This window comes from Neobacillus sp. S1115 (genome assembly GCF_055385565.1).
The window spans coordinates 2,955,496-2,976,838 of sequence record NZ_AP038275.1; the positions used below are offsets into that span (position 1 = coordinate 2,955,496).

The following is a 21,343-nucleotide window of genomic DNA, read 5'->3' on the forward strand; positions in this document are numbered from 1 at the left end:
CCTTTTTCAATATATATTTTACAAAAACTCTGCATACTCCATTTATTTTACAGTTTGTAAATCGGCATTACACCTTACATCCTGTTAAATAGTTCTCCCTATTCATTAATCACTATGTAAAAAGAATCCTATTAAATACACAAATATTATTAGCTGTACTCTTTTCTGAATACCTTTTCAATTTAACACAATTCACCTGAGAAAAATGTAAAAAAATGGCGTATTGTCAATTATCCTTACAAACTTTTTTATCGACAATTTTTTCAAAACGAAAAAAGTGCTCCAAAAGGAACACTTTTATACTGTTAAGCGTTGAAATACTTACCAAGTTCGATAATCATTGCGCCCATTCTTTCATTTTCCGGAACGACGAGACGGTTTACACCTTCTTCTTTTAAGGCTTCAGCGGTAACTTTTCCCACTGCTGCAGCCACTACGTTTTTATTCAAGGAATATACTATAAGATCAAAAATATTATGCTCCCGTGCATAATTAAAAAGCGAGTGAACCTGTGTTGCCGTGGTAAAACATACAGCATCACATTCAGTAGTCATTAATTCTTGAGACAATTTTTCAACCATCTCCTGCTCAGGCGCGATATGCTGATAAGGGAGGATTTTTTGGACCGACCCGCCTCGGCTTTCAAAAAACGACGTTAACGTCGGTGCCAATTCTCCGTGCAGCTGTATCATAATTTTTTTGTTGGAGAAATCATAGGACTCAAGTGCTAGAGCTAATCCCTTCGTAGTACCATCCTCTGCTGTGGCAACAGGTTGTACTGCTAATTTTTTTAGCGCCGATATCGTTTTATAGCCTCTTACCGCCACCTTAGCCTCACGCAGTCTTTTTAAGAAAAGCTCCTCCAAACCGAGCTTTGCCGCTAAGCTAACGAGTGTTTCAGTTCCAATTCCGGTCGTAAGGATTACCCAATCAGCCCCGTTTTTTACAAATTTAACTAGGTCAGACTCCACTTCTTTTTCAGCTAAAAAAACTGTCCCTTGGAGGGGCCGTACGATTGGAATTCCGCCTTGTTTATCAATGATCGTACTAATCTCTTCGATTTTTCTTGATCCGCAAATAATAATCTTCTTCCCTCTCAACCCTTTTTCGTTCATATTTATACCCATTCCTTTCACTTCGCTCAAGGCACAAAACGTAATTTCAGACTTAACCCCTTCTTATGTATGTATCAGATTGTATAATTTTTCCAATCCTTCTAATAGTCTTGGTGATGGACGGCAGTATAGTTCCTCCTCAAGGATGAGAATTCGATCATCTGTCAAATAGTTTAATCGTTCAAAACCTGGCCGCTTCTTGACTACATTTTTTTGAACCTTCTCCCTACGGACTCCTACCCAGGCGAGACATATAAAATCAGGCTTCCGGTTTAACACATCTTCCCAATCGGTTTGGACGCTCGCCAATTCCACATCCCCGAAGACGTTTTTAGCACCTGCTGCCTCCGATATTTCAGTTAGCCAATTAATTTTTCCAGGTGTAAAAATCGGCTTTGGCCACCATTCCCAATATAATGTCGGACGGTTCGTTACTTTGGCGGCTAAGGATTTAATGCCTTCCAGCCTATTACGGAATTCCTTAGCTGCAGTTGTCCCCCGTTCTGGCATCCCAAGAATTTCAGCGGTTAGAATTAGGTCCTGCTCAATATCGTTTAATGATTGCGGGTTTAAAACAATATGAGGAATCCCGCGCTCCTTTAGGGCCTCTACATTTTTCTCCATACCGGGTACACTAAGTGAAGCGAGAACCATATCTGGCTGCAGCTTTTCAACTAAGTCCATATTTATTGATAAATCAGGACCTAATTTAGGCAGATCTGAAACGGCTGCCGGCCAGTCAGAAAAATCGTCAACACCCACTAACAAATTTGTTAAGCCTAGGTACTCTATCAATTCGGTATTACTCGGACATAATGAAATTACTCGCAAAGCATCTTCTCCCCTTCGAAACAAGTCTTTTTTTCATTATATATAAAAACCAGGCATCCGAAAGGAATACCTGGTAAAAAGTTTATTTGGTGCAGATTAATTTCCCGCTAATTTTGTTGTTGCTTTGGCCCCCATTGGCTTTGTTTCACCTGAATCTTCTGCCTGTTTTGCTCGTTTAATAAAGAAGGCGAGAACGAGTGCAACCGCAGAGATCGCAGTCGCAAAGATGAAGGAGTAATTAATTCCATCTAACATGGCCTTCATCATAATTTCTTGTTTCATTTGCGCGATAACTTCCGGTGTTGGAGACTGGGTAGCGTTTTTCATGGCTGCCTGCGCAGCAGCCCCAAGTTCCTCTGCCTTTGCAGTAGTCCTGTTGGTCATAACCGTTACTAACAAGGCAGTCCCAATCGCACCAGCCACCTGGTTTAAGGTATTGTTCATCGCTGTTCCATGTGGATAGAAGCGGGCTGGCAATTGGTTCAAGCCATTCGTGGATACCGGCATCATGACCATCGACATTCCAAACATCCGCACAGAATATAAAATAATCAAGTGGGTATAGGAAGTATGCAGCTCAAGCTTACTAAACATATAAGTTGTTACGGTCAAAATAGTTAAGCCTGTAAGAGCCAAGATACGGCCGCCAAACTTATCAAACAGTTTACCTGTAATTGGTGACATGATGGACATCAATATCGCTCCTGGAAGCAGCAATAGACCAGCATCCATAGGAGAAATTCCACGAATGGTCTGAACGTAAATAGGAAGCAAAATCATCCCGGAAAACAATGCCATATTGACAATCATCGCGATGGCAGAAGATAAAGCAAACATTGGGTATTTATATACACGGAAATTCAGTAAAGGATTTTCTTGTCTTAATTGTCGTACAATAAACACGATCAAGCAGACGACCCCAATAATAATTGAGCCATAGACAATCGGGTCATCCCAGCCGCCTTGGCCCCATGTACTGCCGCCTGTATCTCCTGAAGTATTTCGCTTTCCAGCGGAACTAAATCCATATAGGATTCCGCCAAAGCCAAGACTAGATAACGCAAGTGAAATTAAATCAATACGCATATTTACTTTTTCTTTTTTATCCTTCAGTAAGAAAAAGCCGATTAATACAACTACGAAGGCTATTGGTGTAATAAAGTGGAAGAGCATTCTCCAATCATAATGTTCAATAATCCAGCCTGAAAGGGTAGGCCCAATGGCTGGTGCAGACATTAAGATGAGGCCGAACACGCCCATTGCCGTTCCCCTTTTTTCAACTGGGAAGCTTACTAACATAACATTCATCAAGAGCGGCATTAAAATGGCAGAACCCGAAGCCTGCAGCATCCGTCCGCCTAATAATATAGGAAAAACGTGAGCAGTACCTGCGAGAATTGTCCCAGCTAAAAATAATAGCATTGCCGATAAGAACAATCGTCGAACTGAATATTTTTGAATTAAATAAGCGGTGGATGGAATTAAAATTCCGTTTACGAGCATAAAGCCGGTGGTCAGCCACTGCACAGTTGATGCTTCCACGTCCAAGTCCTTCATAATTGAAGGCAAAGCAATATTTAATAATGTATTATTTAAAAACGCTATAAAAGCACCGACCATTAACACCGCTATAATGCCATATGGCGGCTGGCCGGACTTATTTATGGTTTGATCCATTCTATTTCCCCCTATAAACTAGTTGTTCATTTTTTTATACCCCTGTTTCATACTTACATAATAATATACGCGCTGTTCAATTTTTGCAATAAAAAAATCTATGTGTTTTATTGGTTTGTAAACTAGCAAAAATTCAGGTACTATGATTTTATACCCTCGGTACAAAAAAAAATCAAGGTGATAAATGATGAATGATCGAAAAAAGCATGTTGTCAAAATGGCCCATCAGCTATTTATTGATAAAGGGTTTCAGTCAACATCGATTCAGGATATATTGGATTACAGTGGCATATCCAAAGGGACCTTTTATAATTACTTTTCCTCCAAAAATGAATTATTAATTGCTATTTTTAAAACTGTTTTTTCTGAATTAGCGACTTTACGAAATGAACTATTAATTGGCCAAGACCGTTCAGATATTGAAATCTTTATTAAGCAGATTGAGCTTCAATTAAAGACGAATCGAAAAAATAAGTTAATCACCCTTTTTGAAGAGGTGTTGGTTTCTAATGATGCCGACCTAAAGCAATTTATTGAACGGGGAAAAGTAAAGAACATACATTGGGTTTACCTGCGGTTAATTGATCTTTTTGGCGAAAAAAAGAAAGACTATTTATTAGATTGTGCCATTATGTTTATGGGAATGCTTAGAGAGAACTTAAAGTTTTCGCTATTGACCCATGATTCAAATGCCAATCTCAACCATGTAGTACGCTATACAGTTAATCGGTTAGTAAATATGGTGAATGAAGTGGCGGTACAGGATGAGCAATTAATTAGTCCGCTGACTTTGGAATCCTGGTTCCCTGATTGTAAAAAAAATCAGCATGATTTTCAAAAGAGGATTCATCATGCCATTTTTACCCTCAAAAACAAATTGGGCCAAAATGAGCAATCTGCCTCTATTAGCCTATTGGATTTTATTGAAGAAGAGCTGCTCGATACAAAAAAGCCTCGTAAATTCCTAATTGAAAGCGCCCTTTTTTCTTTAAATGCACAAATAGGGGCCATATTGAAGGAAGACCTCAAGAAAATGGAAAGTATTGTTGAAGCTTTTTTTAACAGTCTCGATAAAACTGATAAATAAATAGAAAAAAGCAGTCCTTTTACCTAGTTTGAGTAAAGGTACTGCTTTTTTTATTTATTACCCCTTTTGCACAAATGTGCTAGGCATGACAACTGCAACAACTTCACCTTTTGCACATAGAGTTTCATCTGCAAAAACTTCGGTTGTCACCTTAAATTTCTTAGGGTGAATCTCCTCCACTATGCCCACCGCTTTTAATGGTATGCCATGTGGAGTTGGCTTCATAAAATTGACATTTAAGGATGCCGTGACAAAACGAGGCGGTTCAGCCCCTTCCCCCGGTTCATGGCCATTTTTCCGGTGCAGGACAAGAGCTGCTGAACCCGTACCATGACAATCAATTAAGGATGCAACAAGCCCTCCATAAACAAAACCCGGCAGCGCTAGATGTTCAGGTTTTGGGGTATAGGTGGTAACGGTTTTTTCCCCGTCCCAGCCGGTCCGAAAGTGATGACCTGCTTCATTTAAGCGGCCGCAGCCATAACACCAGGCAAAATCATCCGGATATTCATCCTGAATTGCGTTTATCACTAATTCCTCCATTTTGCTTACCCCCTAAACACTTTTTAACAAATCTCTATTTAATTCAGTCACAGAGCGTTTACCGGATAAAGCAAGTGTTAAGTCAAAATCGGCGATTAGGTTTCTTAAAACTTGTTTAACCCCGTCTTGACCCGCTAGAGCCAAACCGTACATATATGGACGTCCGACCAAAACTGCCTTTGCTCCTATAGCCAATGCCTTTAAAATATCGGATCCTCTTCGAATCCCGCTATCCATCAGGACAGGAATTTCTCCCTGTACAGCATCGACTATTTCCGGTAACGCCTCGATTGCCGCAATGGCACCGTCGACCTGCCGTCCGCCGTGATTGCTGACGATGATTCCATCTACTCCATGTTCTACTGCAAGCCTTGCATCTTCAGGGTGTAATATTCCTTTCAGTAGAATTGGTAAGGAGGTTTGCGCTTTAATGAATTCCAAGTCCTCCCAAGTTAAAGTCGGATTGCCGAAAACCCTTGCCCACAGCATGATAGCCGCTTGCAAATCCTCTTGTGGTGATTTTTCTAATCGAGAACAGAAAACTGGGTCTTCTAAATAATTGCCAATTCCTTGTGCTTCCAAGAAAGGCAGATAGGCATTCTCAATATCCTTTTCACGCCATGCCATCATCGGTGTATCCAAGGTGATGACGATCGCATCATAACCAGCAGCTTCCGCCCTTTTCACCATACTCGCTGCAATTTCCCTATCTTTACTCCAATATAATTGATACCAGCGGGGAGTTATTCCCATCTCACCAGCTATTTTTTCCAAACTGTATGTAGAGGCTGTACTTGCAATGAATGGAACATCCATGGCCGCCGCTGCCCTTGCTGTTGCGAGTTCACCTTCAGAGTGGACAATAGACTGAACCCCAACTGGTGCCAACAAAACTGGGTAAGCCAATTTTTTGCCGAATAGCTCAATGCTTAAATCTCTAGAAGATGTATCGCAAAGCATTCTAGGGACAATTTGCCATTTTTCAAATGCCTTGTTATTCTGCTTCGCCGTGATTTCGGCACCCGCTGAAGCAGCTACATAATAATAGGGCTTATTTTCTAGCTTTTCCTTCGCCTTTGCCTCTAGCTCTTCGTAAGATACCGGAATGATATTTTTCTCGTACTGCTGATAAACCTTGAATTGGACGTGATTACCGAAACTCATTTTTACTTCCTCCCCTATGAATTTTTAATTAAATGCTTTTTTAAAATAATGTTTATCGAAAACGTTTACAATGTCATGATATCATTGGAAAAATAGCTTGGTCAACGAGTTGACGAAATATTATAAAAACATTTTTGTTATTAATAGAAATAGAAAAAGAAGGAAGTTGAGTATCTTCCTTCTTTTAATTTACAAAATGTCAATCTTGTTCAGTAAATATAAAGGATTAAAGGAGCGAATACAGACATAATGATGGCAGCGGTAATCATAGCAATGCTTCCCATTGCACCTTCGAGTTCTCCCCACTCAAATGCCCTCTTGGCCCCAATTGCCTGCGCAGAAGTTCCCAATGCCAAGCCTCTGGCAATTCCACTTTTGATACGCGCGTACTTTAACATAGAAGGTCCAATAGTAAGGGATAAAATACCGGAAAACAGAACAAACATCAAGGTTAGTGAAGAGCTTGCTCCAACCGATTGCGAAATAGAAAGTGCAATGGGTGCAGTAACTGATTTTGGAATGAGGGTAATCATTATTTCCCTATTTACATGGAGCAACTTGGTCAAAAACACAACCGTCGCCACACCCGTTATTGTACCTGACAGGACTGACCATAGAATGACCAAAAAGTATTTTTTTATTAGCTTGATATGTTTGTATAAAGGAATAGCCAATGAAACAGTGGCTGTTCCCAAAAGCAGGGAGAACACCCCAGAACCAGAAGTATAATCCTTCATATTTAAGTGGAACAACGAAATCATCGAAATGATGAAAACTGTAACGGTATATAAAGGGTTTAACCACTGCTTTTGATATCTCTTAAAAACTTTCAATCCGATTAGGTAGCTAATTACCGTGACAGCGGTACATAAAAGGATGCTTTCAATCATTTTTTCCATTTTGCCTCCCCCTCTTTGTTTTGATTTCGAAAAACTCTGCCATTCCCGCCGTAACAAGCAATACTGCGATGCTGCTGGCTGCGAGTATTGCAGTCAGTTTTAATCCTTCGATCCGAAAGATACCAGTATAGTGCCACACCCCGACAGCAAAAGGAATAAAAAGAAGTGTAATATGTTTGATATGGAGCTGTGCGATAGCTTCGACCCATTTAAGTTTACAGACCTTTAAGGTCAAACCGAGAAATAAAAGGGCCATTCCGACTATGCTCCCAGGAACAGGAAGATCAAGCCAGCGCACCAATCCATTTCCAATCAGATAAATCAAAAGGATTGTGATGAATTGAACAAAATAATTAACCATCGGTTCCCACCCTCCTGTCAGCTCATTTTTATCGTTTAACGAGCAGGAATCGTTTTAATAATGCTAGTATGGCATATAGTGAAGGAACATTCTGCAAATTTGTAAGGTTTTCTAACACTGAAATTTAAATCAGAGCTGATGTTTGTGAGATATCCTAACTTTTTCTATAAAATAAAGTTGATTAAATTTTAAGGTAAATCATATGATAAAATTTAGGGAAGCTAAATATTTTAGGGGGAATACATGTATGGATAAAACAATCGAAAAACGGCTGAGCAGGTCCGAAGTACCCGAGGATTTCACTTGGAATCTCAGTGATTTATTCCCATCCTTAGAGGCATGGGAAGCAGAGTTAGACATAATAGATAAAGAGATTGCCTTCTTCGATCAGTTTAAGGGTACTTTACATACAAGTTCTAAAGCCTTGCTGGATTGCCTGTCAGCACAGGAGCAGCATTCGATGCGGATTATCAAAGCTTGGACATATGTGAACTTAAAGCAATCGGCTGACGGGTCAGATTCGGAAAACCAAGCCAATTCCGCAAAATTTGCTTTATTACGGACAAAGAGTATTGCTGCCCTATCGTTTATCAATTCGGAAATCCTTGATTTTGAAGAAGGAACCCTTGAAAAGTTTTTTCAAGAAGAGCCTAGTTTGGAACCATTCTGGAAAAGTTTAAATGAGCTTTTAGAAACGAAAAAGCATCGGCTTTCACCAGAAACCGAAGAAGCGCTTGCTGCACTTGGAGATGTTCATGGTGCCCCCTATCAAATCTATCAAATGACAAAATTGGCAGATATGGACTTTGCAACAATTCAAGATTCAAACGGAAAGGAACTGCCAGTCTCTTTTGCCCTTTTTGAAAGCCGCTATGAGTTTTCGGAAGATATAAGTGTTCGTCGTAAAGCCTATAAGTCTTTTGTTTCGACGCTTAAACAGTACACGAATACAATGGCAGCTACTTATTCGACAGAGGTGAAAAAGCAAGTTACACTTGCCCGCTTACGCAATTATGAATCTGTCACTCACATGCTCCTAGAGCCTCAGCAGGTTTCGCTTGAAATGTATAACAATCAGATTGATATCATTTTTAAAGAATTGGCTCCGCACATGCGCAGATTTGCACTTTTGAAGAAGAAAGTCTTGGGTCTTGATGAAATGCTTTTCTGTGATTTGAAAGCACCGCTCGATCCGGATTTCAATCCAAGTACCACCTTTGAAGAAGCCAGCCAGGTAATCTTGGAATCTTTGAAAGACCTGGGACCTGAATACTGTGAAGTAATTGAAAAAGGTTTTAATGAAAGATGGGTCGACCGTGCGGACAATATAGGCAAATCAACCGGGGCCTTCTGTTCAAGTCCTTACGGGGCACATCCATATATCCTGATTACTTGGCAGGATAACATGCGCGGCTGTTTTACCCTTGCCCATGAGTTCGGCCATGCGGGACATTTCTATTTGGCGAATAAGAATCAACGAATCATGAATGTCCGTCCTTCGATGTACTTTGTTGAGGCTCCTTCAACGATGAATGAAATGTTGCTGGGGGATCATTTATTGGCTAAGTACAAAGATGATAAGCAGATGCGCCGCTGGGTTATTTTACAGTTATTAGGAACTTACTATCATAATTTTGTCACTCACCTGCTCGAGGCTGAGTATCAACGTAGAGTGTATGCCTTGGCCGAAAAAGGCAAAGCATTGACTGCGAAAACATTAACAGAAGTAACTGGCACAGTTCTTTCCGAGTTCTGGGGAGACACGGTGGTGATTGATGAAGGTGCCCGCCTGACCTGGATGCGCCAGCCGCACTATTATATGGGCTTATATCCGTACACTTACTCCGCGGGTCTGACTGTTTCCACGGCCATGGCCCAGATTATCCAGGAAGAAGGACAGCCTGCAGTTGACAGATGGCTCGAAGTCCTTCGCGCTGGCGGAACCATGAAACCATTAGAGCTGATTAAACACGCTGGTATCGACATGTCTAGCCCGGAACCAATCAAGAAAGCGGTAGCTTATGTTGGCTCACTAATCGAGGAACTGGAACGGTCTTACGAATAAAAGGATTGGGTTTTAGCACCGCAAAAAGGCAAAAGGCAAAATGTCCACCTGAGGCGGACATTTTGCCTTTTATGTAAATGATTGAATTTCATAACCACTGGAGTTCCCATTTTTTCAGCCGTTGGATGTTATGAATCTTTTATAACGCCCGGATCTCTGATTCTTTCGTGCCTTCGGGAGTTATGAGCTCTTCATAACGACCGGAGCTCTAATTTTTACGGTCGATCGAGAGTTATGATCCCTTTATAACGCCCGGGGCTCTGATTCCATCGGTCGATCGGGAGTTATAAGTGCCTTCATAACGCCCGGATCTCTGATTCTTTCGTGCCTTCGGGAGTTATGAGCTCTTCATAACGACCGGAGCTCTAATTTTTACGGTCGATCGAGAGTTATGATCCCTTTATAACGCCCGGGGCTCTGATTCCTTCGGTCGATCGGGAGTTATAAGTGCCTTCATAACGACCGGAGCTCTGATTCTTTCGTGCGTTCGGGAGTTATGAGCTCTTCATAACGCCCGGATCTCTGATTTCTTCGTGCCTTCGGGCGTTATGAGCTCTTCATAACGCCCGGAGTTCTGATTTCTTCGTGCGTTCGGGAGTTCTGATTTCTTCGTGCGTTCGGGAGTTATGAGCTCTTCATAACGCCCGGGGCTCTGATTCCATCGGTCGATCGGGAGTTATAAGTGCCTTCATAACGACCGGAGCTCTGATTCTTTCGTGCGTTCGGGAGTTATGAGCTCTTCATAACGACCGGAGCTCTGATTTCTTCGTGCGTTCGGGAGTTATGAGCTCTTCATAACGCCCGGAGTTCTGATTTCTTCGTGCGTTCGGGAGTTATGAGCTCTTCATAACGCCCGGGGCTCTGATTTCTTCGGGCCTTCGGGAGTTATGATCCCTTCATAACGCCCGGGGCTCTGATTCCATCGGTCGATCGGGAGTTATAAGTGCCTTCATAACGCCCGGAGTTCTGATTTCTTCGTACGTTCGGGAGTTATGAGCTCTTCATAACGCCCGGAGCTCTGATTTCTTCGAGCGATCGGGAGTTATGAGCTCTTCATAACGACCGGAGCTCTGATTCCTTCGGGCATTCGGGAGTTATGAGCTCTTCATAACGCCCGGGGCTCTATTCCTTCGGACCTTCGGGTGTTATGAGTTCCATAGGGTGTTAGGCACCATGCCCAACACCCGTATTGTTATGATTGGTTTTAATGTGGCGATACAAATGATGAATAAGTCCAATAAAAACGGTCACCCATGCCCCCATCGCGATATAGACCATAATGTCCGGAATAACGGTTAAAAATGGCACCTTTAGGGCTTTCGAAAGTTGAAATGTGCTAAGCGTGTACATGGCAAGCGGAAAGGCCATTCCCCAGAATTGCGGGTCATAGTTTATTGGTTCCCGATGATATAAATGCTTCCATACCATCAAAATGAATAAGAGCGGTATCCACCAAGTACCGGTAATCCAAAAGAATAGGGTAAATCCCTTAATAAATGGCGTTATTTCAACGAGAAATGACCAATTTTGTGAATTGAGAATCAATGTAGCACCTGCCAAGGTTGTTATAGCAACTGCCCCCATATTAATCCAATAAGGCGGTGTCATAGCAGAGAATTTCAATTCTATAAAAGTAAATCGATAAAATATGAGAGTTATAATGTTTATGTATAGCATACATCCCAAAAAGTACATGCATAGAGTAAAAAATAAAACCATATCCCTCCCTGCCACTAAATGCGGGGAAAGCAAGGTGCCGAGAATAGAAATAGACTGTGTCCCCACAACCGCAATTAACCAACCGCCGTTAATCCCATCTGCCAAAGAAGGTTTATCATTTCGTATGGTTACGGCTGCGAAAAATGTATACATGACCAAAATCCACAAAAATATGGAAAGGTACCATAAAAAGACCGCGATTGAATAATTCTTCTCAACGATAATAAGCTGGCTTCCGAGGACGCTGGTCCCTGCGACTAAGGTAAAAAAACCGGGTCCTTTTGTATGACTGGAGATGTCTGCTCTAAGACTAGGAAAATATTTAAATAACCGGATCAATGTTAAGAACCACAGAATAATATACGCCACCACATTAACATATAACAAAGCTATCGAGATTAGTTTCATTCCAAGCAAAAAGGCGGCGATCGATAATGCGCCGGTAGCCATTACCACAGCAAAATACCCGGGAAAAAGCGTTTTCGCTGTTTGCTTGATAAAATTTATCATCTTACCCACTCCTATGATGCAAAAATATCCCTACTATAACAATAACATTTTTTTGACCTCTGTGATACAGCTCATAGAACAATAGCGGTCCCTTCTATATACTGGCAATAGATTGAAAATTCAGGATACCGAAAGGGGTTTTAGAGATATGAATTTATTGCTTTCTGATGAACAAACTCAACTCCAAAAAATGGTGAAGGATTTGGCAGTTGAAAAAATAGCACCTTTATCTAAACAATTTTATCAAAATGGAGCTTTTCCAGCTGAAATTTTCTCCTTTCTTTCAAAACAAGGGTTGATGGGATTAATGCTGCCGCCGGTTTTTGAAGGAGCAGGTGCAGATACATACAGTTTCCTTATTACGATGGAATCCATCGGCAGGGCTTGCCCTTCCACAGCATTCCTATTCAACACACATCTGGCTGCTTCATTAGCCATTCTTGCTATTGGTTCTCCCGCACAAAAGGAAAAATACTTAAAGCCGCTGGCACGGGGAGAATGGATTTGCGCCCTTGCTGGAACAGAATCAGGTGGGGGTTCGAACCCATTTACAATTCAAACATCTGCTGTTAAAAGCGGGGATTCTTATATTTTAAATGGAACAAAAACCTTTATCAGTGGTGCAGGCTCAGCAGATGTTTATTTGGTGATGGCGAAAACGGTAAACGAATCAGGCCAACCTGGATTAAGTATGTTTTTAGTCGAAAAAGGCACACCTGGATTTACCTTCGGAAAATTGGAGGATAAACTTGGGATGCTCGCCCTCCCAACAGGAGAATTAATTTTCGAAAATTGCCGCCTCTCAGGTGATGCCCTGCTAGGATCAATTGGATCCGGTCTTCAGGTAATGGGTGTGGCAGGCGGATTGGCTGCTTTAGGGGCGGGAGCCATCGCTTTAGGATTAGCCCAGGCTGCCGTTGATGAAACAAAGACTTATCTCAAGGAGCGTCAAATCCTCGGGCAAAAACTAGGAGAAATGGGTGCAGTTCAGATGCGCTTTGCTGATATGCTGATTGAGCTTCAAGCAGCCCGAAGCCTTTTATACCAAGCTGCCCGTGACAAGGATACAAGTAAACCAGGACCGATTCCAACCGTGTTTCAGGCCAAAATCAATACCACGGAAAAGGCATTAAAAATCATTGATAGCGCTATTCAATTACACGGTATGTATGGCTATTCCAAAGAATATCCGTTCGAACAATATTACCGGGATGCCCGTGCATTGACGATCCATTTTGGCAATAATGACGTGATGAGATCAAATTTAAGTAAAATGGTTCTTGGGGTTTAAGAATGGTTTTTAGAGTCAATAGAAAAAAGGGCTTTGATTTTCTAAATCAGCGCCCTTTTTTATTGCAAAGCTTCGATTAATTATTTAACCTTCTGAATCCTATTTTGGTTGCTGTAGGTGAATGGTTTTGGCTGAGCCTGAATGTAATTCACCAGAACATCTAAATCGACCGGACCAATCTCTTTATTGGTTGCCCTAGTGAATTCTGTGAAACCGTCTCCCCCGCCAGAAAGGAAGACGTTGGCCGCTACCGTATAGGAAGCATTAGGGTCAAGTTCCGTTCCATCGGCAAGCTTGATAATTCCTACCCGTTGGCCTACAGGTTTCGTGGAATCCCAAGTATAGGTTATCCCGGAAATCTGCAGCATGGTCATTTTCGAGTCTGTCCACTGCTGGTTAAGCAAATTGCGAATTTGCTGACCTGTCATTACCATTTTCACCATATCATTATTAAATGGCTGAACCGTATACACTTCGCCCCATGTGATATCCCCTGGATCAAAATCTGCGCGAATCCCGCCTGGATTCATAAATGCCATTTGCGTTCCTAGGGCCTGTCTTTGGGCATCGGCAATGAAGTCGCCGAGAACCGATTCACCATTTTCGTTTTGCTTGGCTGTTAATGGTTCGGACGTGGAACCAACAACACGGTTTACAATTGGTTCAATTTTTGATTCATATCCTTCAATCATTTGTTTTATATCAGGATCTGGGTCAATTCCCTCCTGGAATGTTGTCACAATTTCACCTCTTTTTGTGACAATATCCTTTGTCTTAGGATCAATCTCGATATCGACATCAGAAAAAGCCGTTCCATAAGAGTAGGCTTGAACTATTAACTTATTATCGATTGTGGCATTCATATAGGCATGGTTATGTCCGCCAAAAATCACATCCACTTCGTCATCAACACGATTGGCGATATCGACCAGCTGGCCCGTTGGGTTTTCTCCATTTGGACCGGAAGTACCCGGATTATGGGCTAAAACAACGATGGCTTTGACACCTTGCTTTTTCAATTCTGCAACGTTTTTATTAATAGCTTCAACCTCATCCGTAAATTGCAAACCTGCTACACCGCTTGGTACCACAATGGTTGGAGTTTCCGTTGTGACAACTCCGATAAAGCCGATTGGCATTCCGTTTACTTTCATTACTTGGTAAGGCGGCAAGATCGTTTTGCCTGTTTCTTTATTAATGACATTGGCGACCACCCAAGGGAATTGGGATCCTGCGAAATTGCCTGTTTTCGGATGGGAGCCGCCATGGATAAGCCGAAGCAGTTCATTTACTCCTTCATCAAATTCGTGGTTTCCAACCGTTCCAATATCAAATCCCATTCGGTTTAAAAACTCTATTGTCGGTTCATCCTGCAAAAGCGCGGAAACGGGCGGGCTTGCTCCGACCATATCACCTGCCTGGACAAGCAGGGTGTTTTTGTTTTCTGCTGTACGCTGCTTTAAATATGCCGCTAAATAATCAGCCCGTCCGACAGGTTTCCCGTTTACCTTACGGGTTACGTTTAACTGGCCATGCAAATCATTGATTCCCAAAAGCTGAATGGGAATATAGCGCTGACTCGGCGCAGGCGGCTTCGTTTTTTTCTGCTTTGTTTCCGGACGGTCTGAAATATGTCCATGATACTTTTCAGACAAACCTTGGTCGCCGTTTCCTCCTTGATTCTGTCTCACTGTCTCAACACTATGTGTTTCAGAAATTAGTTCATGATGCTGGTGACCCTCCGTCCCTTGAGCGGAGACCTGTAAGTTTCCCGCCCAGCCCATCAAGGAAAGAACAATAACAAAAACGAACATCTTATTTATCCATTTCATTCCATTTCCTCCTATATTTTTCTAACAAACCAAAGCTATTTTTCTCTCCGTATAGAAGGAATATGCATTTAAAAATTAACCAAATAAAAAAGTGGTGTCATATATCTTTATCCAATAAGGATATAGATGTATGACACCACAAACACCTAATGTCCCTGTGCATAAAGGGTTTGATAGGCTGCGGATGTTCTTATTTCAATGGTTAATTTTCCTTTACCGTAAAGGGTTTTGATTAATAATGGCACACCTGTAGTGTTTTGAAATTGAAAGTCTTTACCACCGTAGGAGACAGTGGCATCACGGCCAGGAGGGACATAGCCAACCGAAAGTGAATGGTGATTCCATTCAATATATTGCACACCTACTTTGTCAATGGCATTAAACAATGTTGAAGACGTTTGGCAGATACCGCCGCCAATTCCATCGACCAGCTTCTTATTGACGATTTCCTTTGCGGGCTGATAGCCATGAGCAGCATCACTTGGCCCGACAGTTGTATTAAAGGAAAAAACATCTCCAGTACCAACAATCACATTATCAATGGCTTCTCCTGATAGCTCGATATTCTTGGAGCGCCCCGCCACGCTACTATCAAAGTATGTCGAGTACGATGCCAATACTACTTCTCCCAAACCAGCAATATCTTCAGGCTTGTAGCCGCTTTCTGTCACATAAATTGGCAGATCCACTTCCCCGCCTGCAACAGATGCCGCCATTATTTTTTCCACCAATTCAGATTCTTCAAGGATAATCCGCGGTTTACCTTTAATTAATTGACCATTGGCATCGATTTTATCGAGAACCATCTTCTGATCATATCCCGGTTTCGCTTCAGTTCCTCTTGCCAAATCCTTCGCCCATTTTTCAAGTTCTTTTTGATAGGCTTCTTTATTTATTTCAAAGCCTATTTCCTTTGGCGTAAACGTTCTAATAGTTTCCTTAGTATTTGGATCAATAACATTGACTATAATTGGTTTTGGTTCTTCCTTCTGAGGTTTTTCTTCTCCTGTTTTAGCAGGCGGTTTGGCCGGTTCTGTCACCTTTGGGCCAGTGTTCTCTTTGACCATTTTTTCAGCACAGCCGGCCAATCCTAGAAAACTACCAATTAAACAAATTGGCACGACCCACTTCCACTTTCCCATTACGCAACTTCTCCTCTTATCCTTGATCTAGCTGTCTTATCAACGCCATATTTGAGACCTACTGAACTATCCTATTCCGGAATACATGTCAACATGACTAGGTATTTCCCAATCTGCTTCAAATGACCTTATTAACCGACAAAATATGTAATGAGAAAACAGGGATTATTATCCAGTCCTTTATTATTATAAAACAAAGGCAATGTCGAATTTTGTCCGTTTGTCTGACTTAAAAACAAAAAAAGCCATCAAAAGATGACTTTTTAGAACTGACCGGGAAAAATAACCGCCCTGCCGCCTTATTGCTCACACGCATAATTATCTTTATCTCGATCCATTTTCGCTTGATAAGCTGGATGGCCGGCAGGAACACCGTTTGGATACACCTTCCTCAATTCAGTGCAATTTTGGAAAATCTCAGAATTAGTCCCTGCTGATGTGCTTGCATCAGTTCCGCTCGAAGTAGAACCTGTAGACGTGCTGCTCCCTGTTGAATAGGAACCGCTGCTTTTTGAAGTAGAACTTCCGTCCAGATCCCCCTTCGTCGTTCCATCTGCGCCATATGACCAAAGACCCTTATTCGCTTCCCGTGCTTCCCGCGCAAATTTTACAAAAAACTCACTGTATTTCACATCCGGAGGATATGTGGAGGGTTCCGCATAGCCATTTAAGACCAAATCAGCGTTATACATTTTGCTGCGGATTTCCGCTTCATCCATATCATTTGTCGGTACTCCCATCCAGATAATCCGTAAATAGCGTCCATAGCGGTCGGTTGAGGATACATCCTTTTGCAGCCAAACCTGTTTTCCCTCAAGCTTCGATTTCGTATAATTGCTGGCTTCTTTACCGTAAACTTCATGTCTAGTCGTCGATTCCGGAGTGTTAACCCCAACAAAGCGAACTTTTCTTCCGTCTGAAGTGACAATCGTATCACCATCTACAACCCTGCCGACAGTAACAAGTTCTAAGCCTAGACTTTTGGCAAGCTCCTCTTGACTTTGCTTGGGCTCAGTAACAGGATCGCTATTATTCCCGGCTTCTGCTGGTTGCGCCGACTCTTTTACTTCAACATCAGCCTTCTTTTCTGTTGTTTCCTTTGAAACCGTATCTACTTTTGTTTTGTTCGTTTCCTTAGATGTAGGATCGTTAGAACATGCTCCCAACAGTAATGAAGTGATGACGGAAATGACAATTACCCAACCAGGGTTCCACTTAAATCTTTCCAAAGCTTTTCTCTCCTTTTTAAAAACAAACCGAACTATTCAACTAGTTTACTATATCATTTTTCATGAAAAATTTCTTTGGATTTACTTATATTTACCATGTAAATGCGTGTATTAGCTAAAAAAACTCTCATTCCTGAAAATGAGAGTTTGTAGTTCATTATTTACGTTTATTGTTATTGCCTCTTGTCACACGTCCTAAAATAAAAGCTCCAGCCGCAACACCAAGAATCGTGTTTGTTTTCTTATTGAATACTTGCTTGGCCACAAGATTTAAATTCTGCGGTCTTTCTGCAAGACGACGCATGAAATAGCCGTACCAGTCGTTGCCAAATGGGACATACGTACAGAAATTATAGCCTTCTTTTGCCAACTTTAACTGTAGCTCTTTTCTAAAACCATACAGCATTTGGAATTCAAATTTATCGTTAGGAATATTGTTCAGTTTAACAAATTCCTTCACATGATTGATAATTCGATGGTCATGAGTGGCAATTGATGTAAATTTGCCGTTTAATAGGTGCCATTCAATCAACTTGATATAGTTGGCATCAATATCCTTTTTGTCCTGATAGGCAATCTCTGCTGGCTCTTTATAGGCTCCTTTTACAAGGCGAATCCGATAGTTTTTATATTTTTCAAGATAATCCATTGCCTGATGGAAGTAAGCCTGGATAACGGTACCGACATTATCATACTCTAAAGAAAGATCATCTAATAGATCAAACGTTGGCTGAAGATGCTTGAAATCCTCCATGTCGATATTGACAAACATGTTATATTGATTTGCCTTGTCGACAATCTCTCTGACATTATTTAAGCAAAGACTATAATCAATATCTAACCCAAGTTGAGTCGGTTTTAAAGAGATATGTGCGTCGGCATTATTACTATGTATTGCTTCGATAACTTTAAGAATCTGTTCCTTAGCAGCTGCTGCCTCTTCTTCTTTGAATACAAACTCTCCCAAATTATCAACAGTACAGGAGATTCCGTTGGCGTTGAGGTCCTTAATACTCTTTATTGCTTCCTCAATATTTGTTCCCGCAACAACACTTTGTGCTCCCATCTTCAAGCCGTACTTTTTGGCAGTACTATTAAGGAATTGATTTTGCGATAGACTCATAAATATATCTTTTAACATCATGACTGCTCCCTTTTACTGTTGTATTCAATTTACAAAAATATTATAGCATACGCTTCCAATAAAACTTATTTTGCGAAAATTCAAAATGAATCTAGCTTATACCCAATTATCGTCACCGCTGTCATAATCTCCTTGGTCATAATCATCCTGCTGGTCATCGTTGTCCGCATTGTCATAATCGTAATCCTGGTTAGTGTCATCCCCTAGCTCTTCCTGGAGTCGTTCAATTTCATCTTCTTGGATAATATTTTGGTCCATCAACTGCTGCATGATTTCATGGTCTTGAAGATGCTGCATGGTTTGAAATTGATCAAAGCCAATTCTGCCTTGCTCAAAAAGATAGGTCAATAAAGCGCCTGCCGCCATGCCCCCTGCGAAGGTTCCAAACCGACCAAAACCTCCGCCCCCAGAAGGGTAATTATCCTGCCGTCCGTAGTAATTTCTGTGTGGAGGCTCCATGATTTGTGGACGGTTTCGGCTGGTTAGCGGTCGTACAATTAAAAAATATACTAATAAGATAATGATTATGATGCTCGTAAAAATCATTTTCATCCCTGCCCTCAAATAGCTTAAGTCTGTTTGCCTATAGTGTTGCACTTATTTTTAAAAAATAAAAGCCCCCATTTTAGGAGGCGATGTTCAGGCACCAAATGAACCTTTTTCATTTGTGTTCAAGTAATAATTTAGTGTTTCGGTTAGACCGCTATGAAGTTCATATTTTGGCTCCCAGCCCAAAAGTGACTTTGCTTTGAAGTTGTTAAGGCAGCTGTGGAGGATATCTCCACTGCGGGCTTGCGAGAAGATTGGTTGGATTTTTTTAGAGGTAAGCTTGGAGATAGATTGATAGAGTTCATTGATGCTAGTTTTTGTATTGCAGCCAATATTAAAGGTTTCATTCGTACCACTGTTAAGCGAAAGCACATTAGCCTCGGCAACATCTTTCACGAAGACGAAATCTCTTGTCTGCTCCCCGTCGCCATAAATAAAGGGAGGAATTCCCTGAAGAACCTTTTGCGCAAAAATCGAAATGACCCCGCCTTCCCCTTTTGTGCTTTGCCGGGGTCCGTACACATTGGCATATCTCAATATCGTATAGGGAAGTTGATGCAAACTGTTAAAGGCTTTGATATACATTTCCGAGGAATATTTGGAGATTCCATAATAGGATAAAGGCTGAACAGGGAATGTCTCCTCTATACTTACATCATCCTGTTTCCCGTAAACAGCACAGCTAGAGGAAAAAATAAACTTCTTCACATCAAATCGCTGGCTATTGGCCAAAAGCTGAATCGTTCCGAGGATATTTTGCCTGGAATCCCCCGCCGGATCTTGAATTGAATAGGCCACATCCACCTGTGCCGCTAGATGAATAACTGCATCCGGACGTTCCTTTGCAAAAACTGTCTCGATCTGCGGCGTGGTTATATCTACCTTATAAAAGGGGACATCCTTTTCCACAAACTCAAGACTACCTGTACATAAATTATCGGCCACAACCGGATCATGGCCGGACTTTACTAAATTTTGCACAACATGAGAGCCGATAAACCCCGCTCCACCTGTTACCAGTACTTTCATTTATACTCACTGCCATCCAGTTCAGCGAGACTGTCTTGCTTCTTTCTCATCAGAAAATGATCCCCCTTATTTTCAATAACAAACCTAATATAAATCGAGCTCCTTACCCCAAACCACGATTTTCTCAAGGTATCTTTTTAAAAGGAGGCTCTTTTCTCCGTTTAACACCCTTCGTAAATGATTAAGCAATCTTTTTTCCAAAACCCTTTGCAAATAAGTCATTTTTAAAAGCTTAACAGGATCTTCTTGAAAGACAATTCCGTACTTTGCCATTTCCTTGTTGTAAATGTCTACACAGCGGCTGCGAATGTCCTCTTCCTTCTTATGCCAATCGGCGCGGAAATCAATAAGCAGTTCAACAAGTACAACAAGATCATACCAGCAAGGTGCGTATTTGGCAGACTCCCAATCAATTAATTGAACAGGCCAATTATGTTCATCACTCGTGTCTTGACAGCAAATATTGTGAATATGAAGATCACCGTGGATGAGGCACTGACCCGCTTCAATCACTTCAGGGAAAAATAATGGCCCTCTTCCCAAAATGACTTTAATAATATCATAAGCGGGCTCTACCACTTTTCTTAAATCTGGATCTTTCATGGCTAAATCCAGGTATTCCTTTGTTTTTTCAATATGCTCGATTCTCTCCGCAGTCAACTCCTTAGACTCATAACGGGGAAGCCAAGAATCAAATAACGTCGCCTGCTTATCCGAAAGAGGGCTTTTGAAAGTAAGGGCATGAAATTTTGCCACCGTTGGAATCATCCGTTCCAGGTGATAAGGTCTCAGCTTAATCTGACCCCGAATGGGCTCCAAACATTCAGTGAACAGCCAGAATTCACCGTCCTTTACATCAGACTCGAGCCAAATCATTTTCGGCATCATTTCCTGAAAGACAGGATAGGCTTTACGATACATATTCATTTCTACCAGGTGGTTTTCTTTTAGCGGTTGCTGAAAAATTTTCAGGATGACCGGAACGGTTTTTGATCCCGAATTTAAGGTTAGTTTCCAAACGCTTGTTTTATCCCGTGAATTCTTCAAACATTCTATTTCACTTAAGGTGACGGGTTTTTGAAGAACGCCCGCAAACTTTTCTTCCCAGCGATAGTGCTGCCATTGGCTGAGAATTTCTTCCTTACTGGTCAAAGGA

General features: G+C 41.5%; 18 protein-coding genes. 3 read left to right on the plus strand and 15 right to left on the minus strand.

What is annotated here, in order from left to right; all coding sequences use genetic code 11:
- Window positions 1-305: 305 nt before the first annotated feature.
- From ACZ5B7_RS14335 to ACZ5B7_RS14345, 3 genes are all read right to left on the minus strand, one after another.
- A complete protein-coding gene (locus tag ACZ5B7_RS14335) occupies window positions 306-1,127 on the minus strand; it encodes a uroporphyrinogen-III synthase (protein ID WP_464494272.1) in 822 nt (273 codons plus the stop codon).
- A gap of 51 nt (window positions 1,128-1,178) precedes the next feature.
- Window positions 1,179-1,946, minus strand: coding sequence for a cobalamin-binding protein (locus tag ACZ5B7_RS14340; RefSeq protein WP_464494273.1), 768 nt, complete (start codon window positions 1,944-1,946; stop codon window positions 1,179-1,181).
- Between the two features lie 96 nt (window positions 1,947-2,042).
- Window positions 2,043-3,623, minus strand: coding sequence for a DHA2 family efflux MFS transporter permease subunit (locus ACZ5B7_RS14345; RefSeq protein ID WP_464494274.1), 1,581 nt, complete (start codon window positions 3,621-3,623; stop codon window positions 2,043-2,045).
- Window positions 3,624-3,807: 184 nt separating this feature from the next.
- On the opposite strand from ACZ5B7_RS14345, the gene ACZ5B7_RS14350 reads away from it, so the two are divergent.
- Complete coding sequence (locus ACZ5B7_RS14350) at window positions 3,808-4,710, plus strand: TetR/AcrR family transcriptional regulator (protein WP_464494275.1); 903 nt, start codon at window positions 3,808-3,810, stop codon at window positions 4,708-4,710.
- A 57-nt stretch (window positions 4,711-4,767) separates the two neighbouring features.
- Here the strand turns inward: ACZ5B7_RS14350 and ACZ5B7_RS14355 are convergent, their stop codons facing one another.
- The 4 genes from ACZ5B7_RS14355 to ACZ5B7_RS14370 all read right to left on the minus strand — a co-directional run bounded on the left by ACZ5B7_RS14355 (window position 4,768) and on the right by ACZ5B7_RS14370 (window position 7,677).
- Complete coding sequence (locus ACZ5B7_RS14355; RefSeq protein WP_423802434.1) at window positions 4,768-5,253, minus strand: PaaI family thioesterase; 486 nt, start codon at window positions 5,251-5,253, stop codon at window positions 4,768-4,770.
- Window positions 5,254-5,265: 12 nt separating this feature from the next.
- On the minus strand, window positions 5,266-6,417 hold the full coding sequence (locus ACZ5B7_RS14360; RefSeq protein ID WP_464494276.1) for a lactate 2-monooxygenase: 1,152 nt from the start codon (window positions 6,415-6,417) through the stop codon (window positions 5,266-5,268).
- A gap of 209 nt (window positions 6,418-6,626) precedes the next feature.
- Complete coding sequence (locus ACZ5B7_RS14365) at window positions 6,627-7,316, minus strand: LrgB family protein (protein WP_464494277.1); 690 nt, start codon at window positions 7,314-7,316, stop codon at window positions 6,627-6,629.
- The gene (locus tag ACZ5B7_RS14370; RefSeq protein WP_464494278.1) at window positions 7,300-7,677 is read right to left on the minus strand and encodes a CidA/LrgA family protein; all 378 of its coding nucleotides are present in this window, start codon (window positions 7,675-7,677) and stop codon (window positions 7,300-7,302) included. The genes ACZ5B7_RS14365 and ACZ5B7_RS14370 overlap by 17 nt, the downstream gene beginning before the upstream one ends.
- 247 nt (window positions 7,678-7,924) lie before the next feature.
- Here ACZ5B7_RS14370 and pepF point away from each other — a divergent pair, with 247 nt between their 5' ends.
- Window positions 7,925-9,742, plus strand: coding sequence for an oligoendopeptidase F (gene pepF / locus ACZ5B7_RS14375; protein ID WP_464494279.1), 1,818 nt, complete (start codon window positions 7,925-7,927; stop codon window positions 9,740-9,742).
- 1,164 nt (window positions 9,743-10,906) lie between these two features.
- Here the strand turns inward: pepF and ACZ5B7_RS14380 are convergent.
- Window positions 10,907-11,971 (minus strand): tellurite resistance/C4-dicarboxylate transporter family protein, encoded by a 1,065-nt coding sequence (locus tag ACZ5B7_RS14380; RefSeq protein WP_464494280.1) that lies wholly within the window; start codon window positions 11,969-11,971, stop codon window positions 10,907-10,909.
- Window positions 11,972-12,119: 148 nt separating this feature from the next.
- On the opposite strand from ACZ5B7_RS14380, the gene ACZ5B7_RS14385 reads away from it, so the two are divergent.
- Complete coding sequence (locus tag ACZ5B7_RS14385; RefSeq protein ID WP_464494281.1) at window positions 12,120-13,262, plus strand: acyl-CoA dehydrogenase family protein; 1,143 nt, start codon at window positions 12,120-12,122, stop codon at window positions 13,260-13,262.
- 80 nt (window positions 13,263-13,342) lie between these two features.
- Here the strand turns inward: ACZ5B7_RS14385 and ACZ5B7_RS14390 are convergent, their stop codons facing one another.
- From ACZ5B7_RS14390 to ACZ5B7_RS14420, 7 genes are all read right to left on the minus strand, one after another.
- Complete coding sequence (locus tag ACZ5B7_RS14390; protein WP_464494282.1) at window positions 13,343-15,094, minus strand: bifunctional metallophosphatase/5'-nucleotidase; 1,752 nt, start codon at window positions 15,092-15,094, stop codon at window positions 13,343-13,345.
- Window positions 15,095-15,240: 146 nt separating this feature from the next.
- The gene (locus ACZ5B7_RS14395) at window positions 15,241-16,236 is read right to left on the minus strand and encodes a VanW family protein (RefSeq protein WP_464494283.1); all 996 of its coding nucleotides are present in this window, start codon (window positions 16,234-16,236) and stop codon (window positions 15,241-15,243) included.
- Window positions 16,237-16,535: 299 nt separating this feature from the next.
- A complete protein-coding gene (locus tag ACZ5B7_RS14400; RefSeq protein WP_464494284.1) occupies window positions 16,536-17,465 on the minus strand; it encodes a thermonuclease family protein in 930 nt (309 codons plus the stop codon).
- Between the two features lie 157 nt (window positions 17,466-17,622).
- Window positions 17,623-18,609, minus strand: a complete 987-nt coding sequence (locus tag ACZ5B7_RS14405; protein ID WP_464494285.1) for a proline dehydrogenase family protein — start codon at window positions 18,607-18,609, stop codon at window positions 17,623-17,625.
- A gap of 96 nt (window positions 18,610-18,705) precedes the next feature.
- The gene (locus ACZ5B7_RS14410) at window positions 18,706-19,155 is read right to left on the minus strand and encodes a hypothetical protein (protein ID WP_464494286.1); all 450 of its coding nucleotides are present in this window, start codon (window positions 19,153-19,155) and stop codon (window positions 18,706-18,708) included.
- 93 nt (window positions 19,156-19,248) lie between these two features.
- Window positions 19,249-20,187, minus strand: a complete 939-nt coding sequence (locus ACZ5B7_RS14415) for an NAD-dependent epimerase/dehydratase family protein (RefSeq protein WP_464494287.1) — start codon at window positions 20,185-20,187, stop codon at window positions 19,249-19,251.
- Between the two features lie 84 nt (window positions 20,188-20,271).
- Complete coding sequence (locus tag ACZ5B7_RS14420; protein ID WP_464494288.1) at window positions 20,272-21,339, minus strand: phosphotransferase; 1,068 nt, start codon at window positions 21,337-21,339, stop codon at window positions 20,272-20,274.
- Window positions 21,340-21,343: the final 4 nt, after the last annotated feature.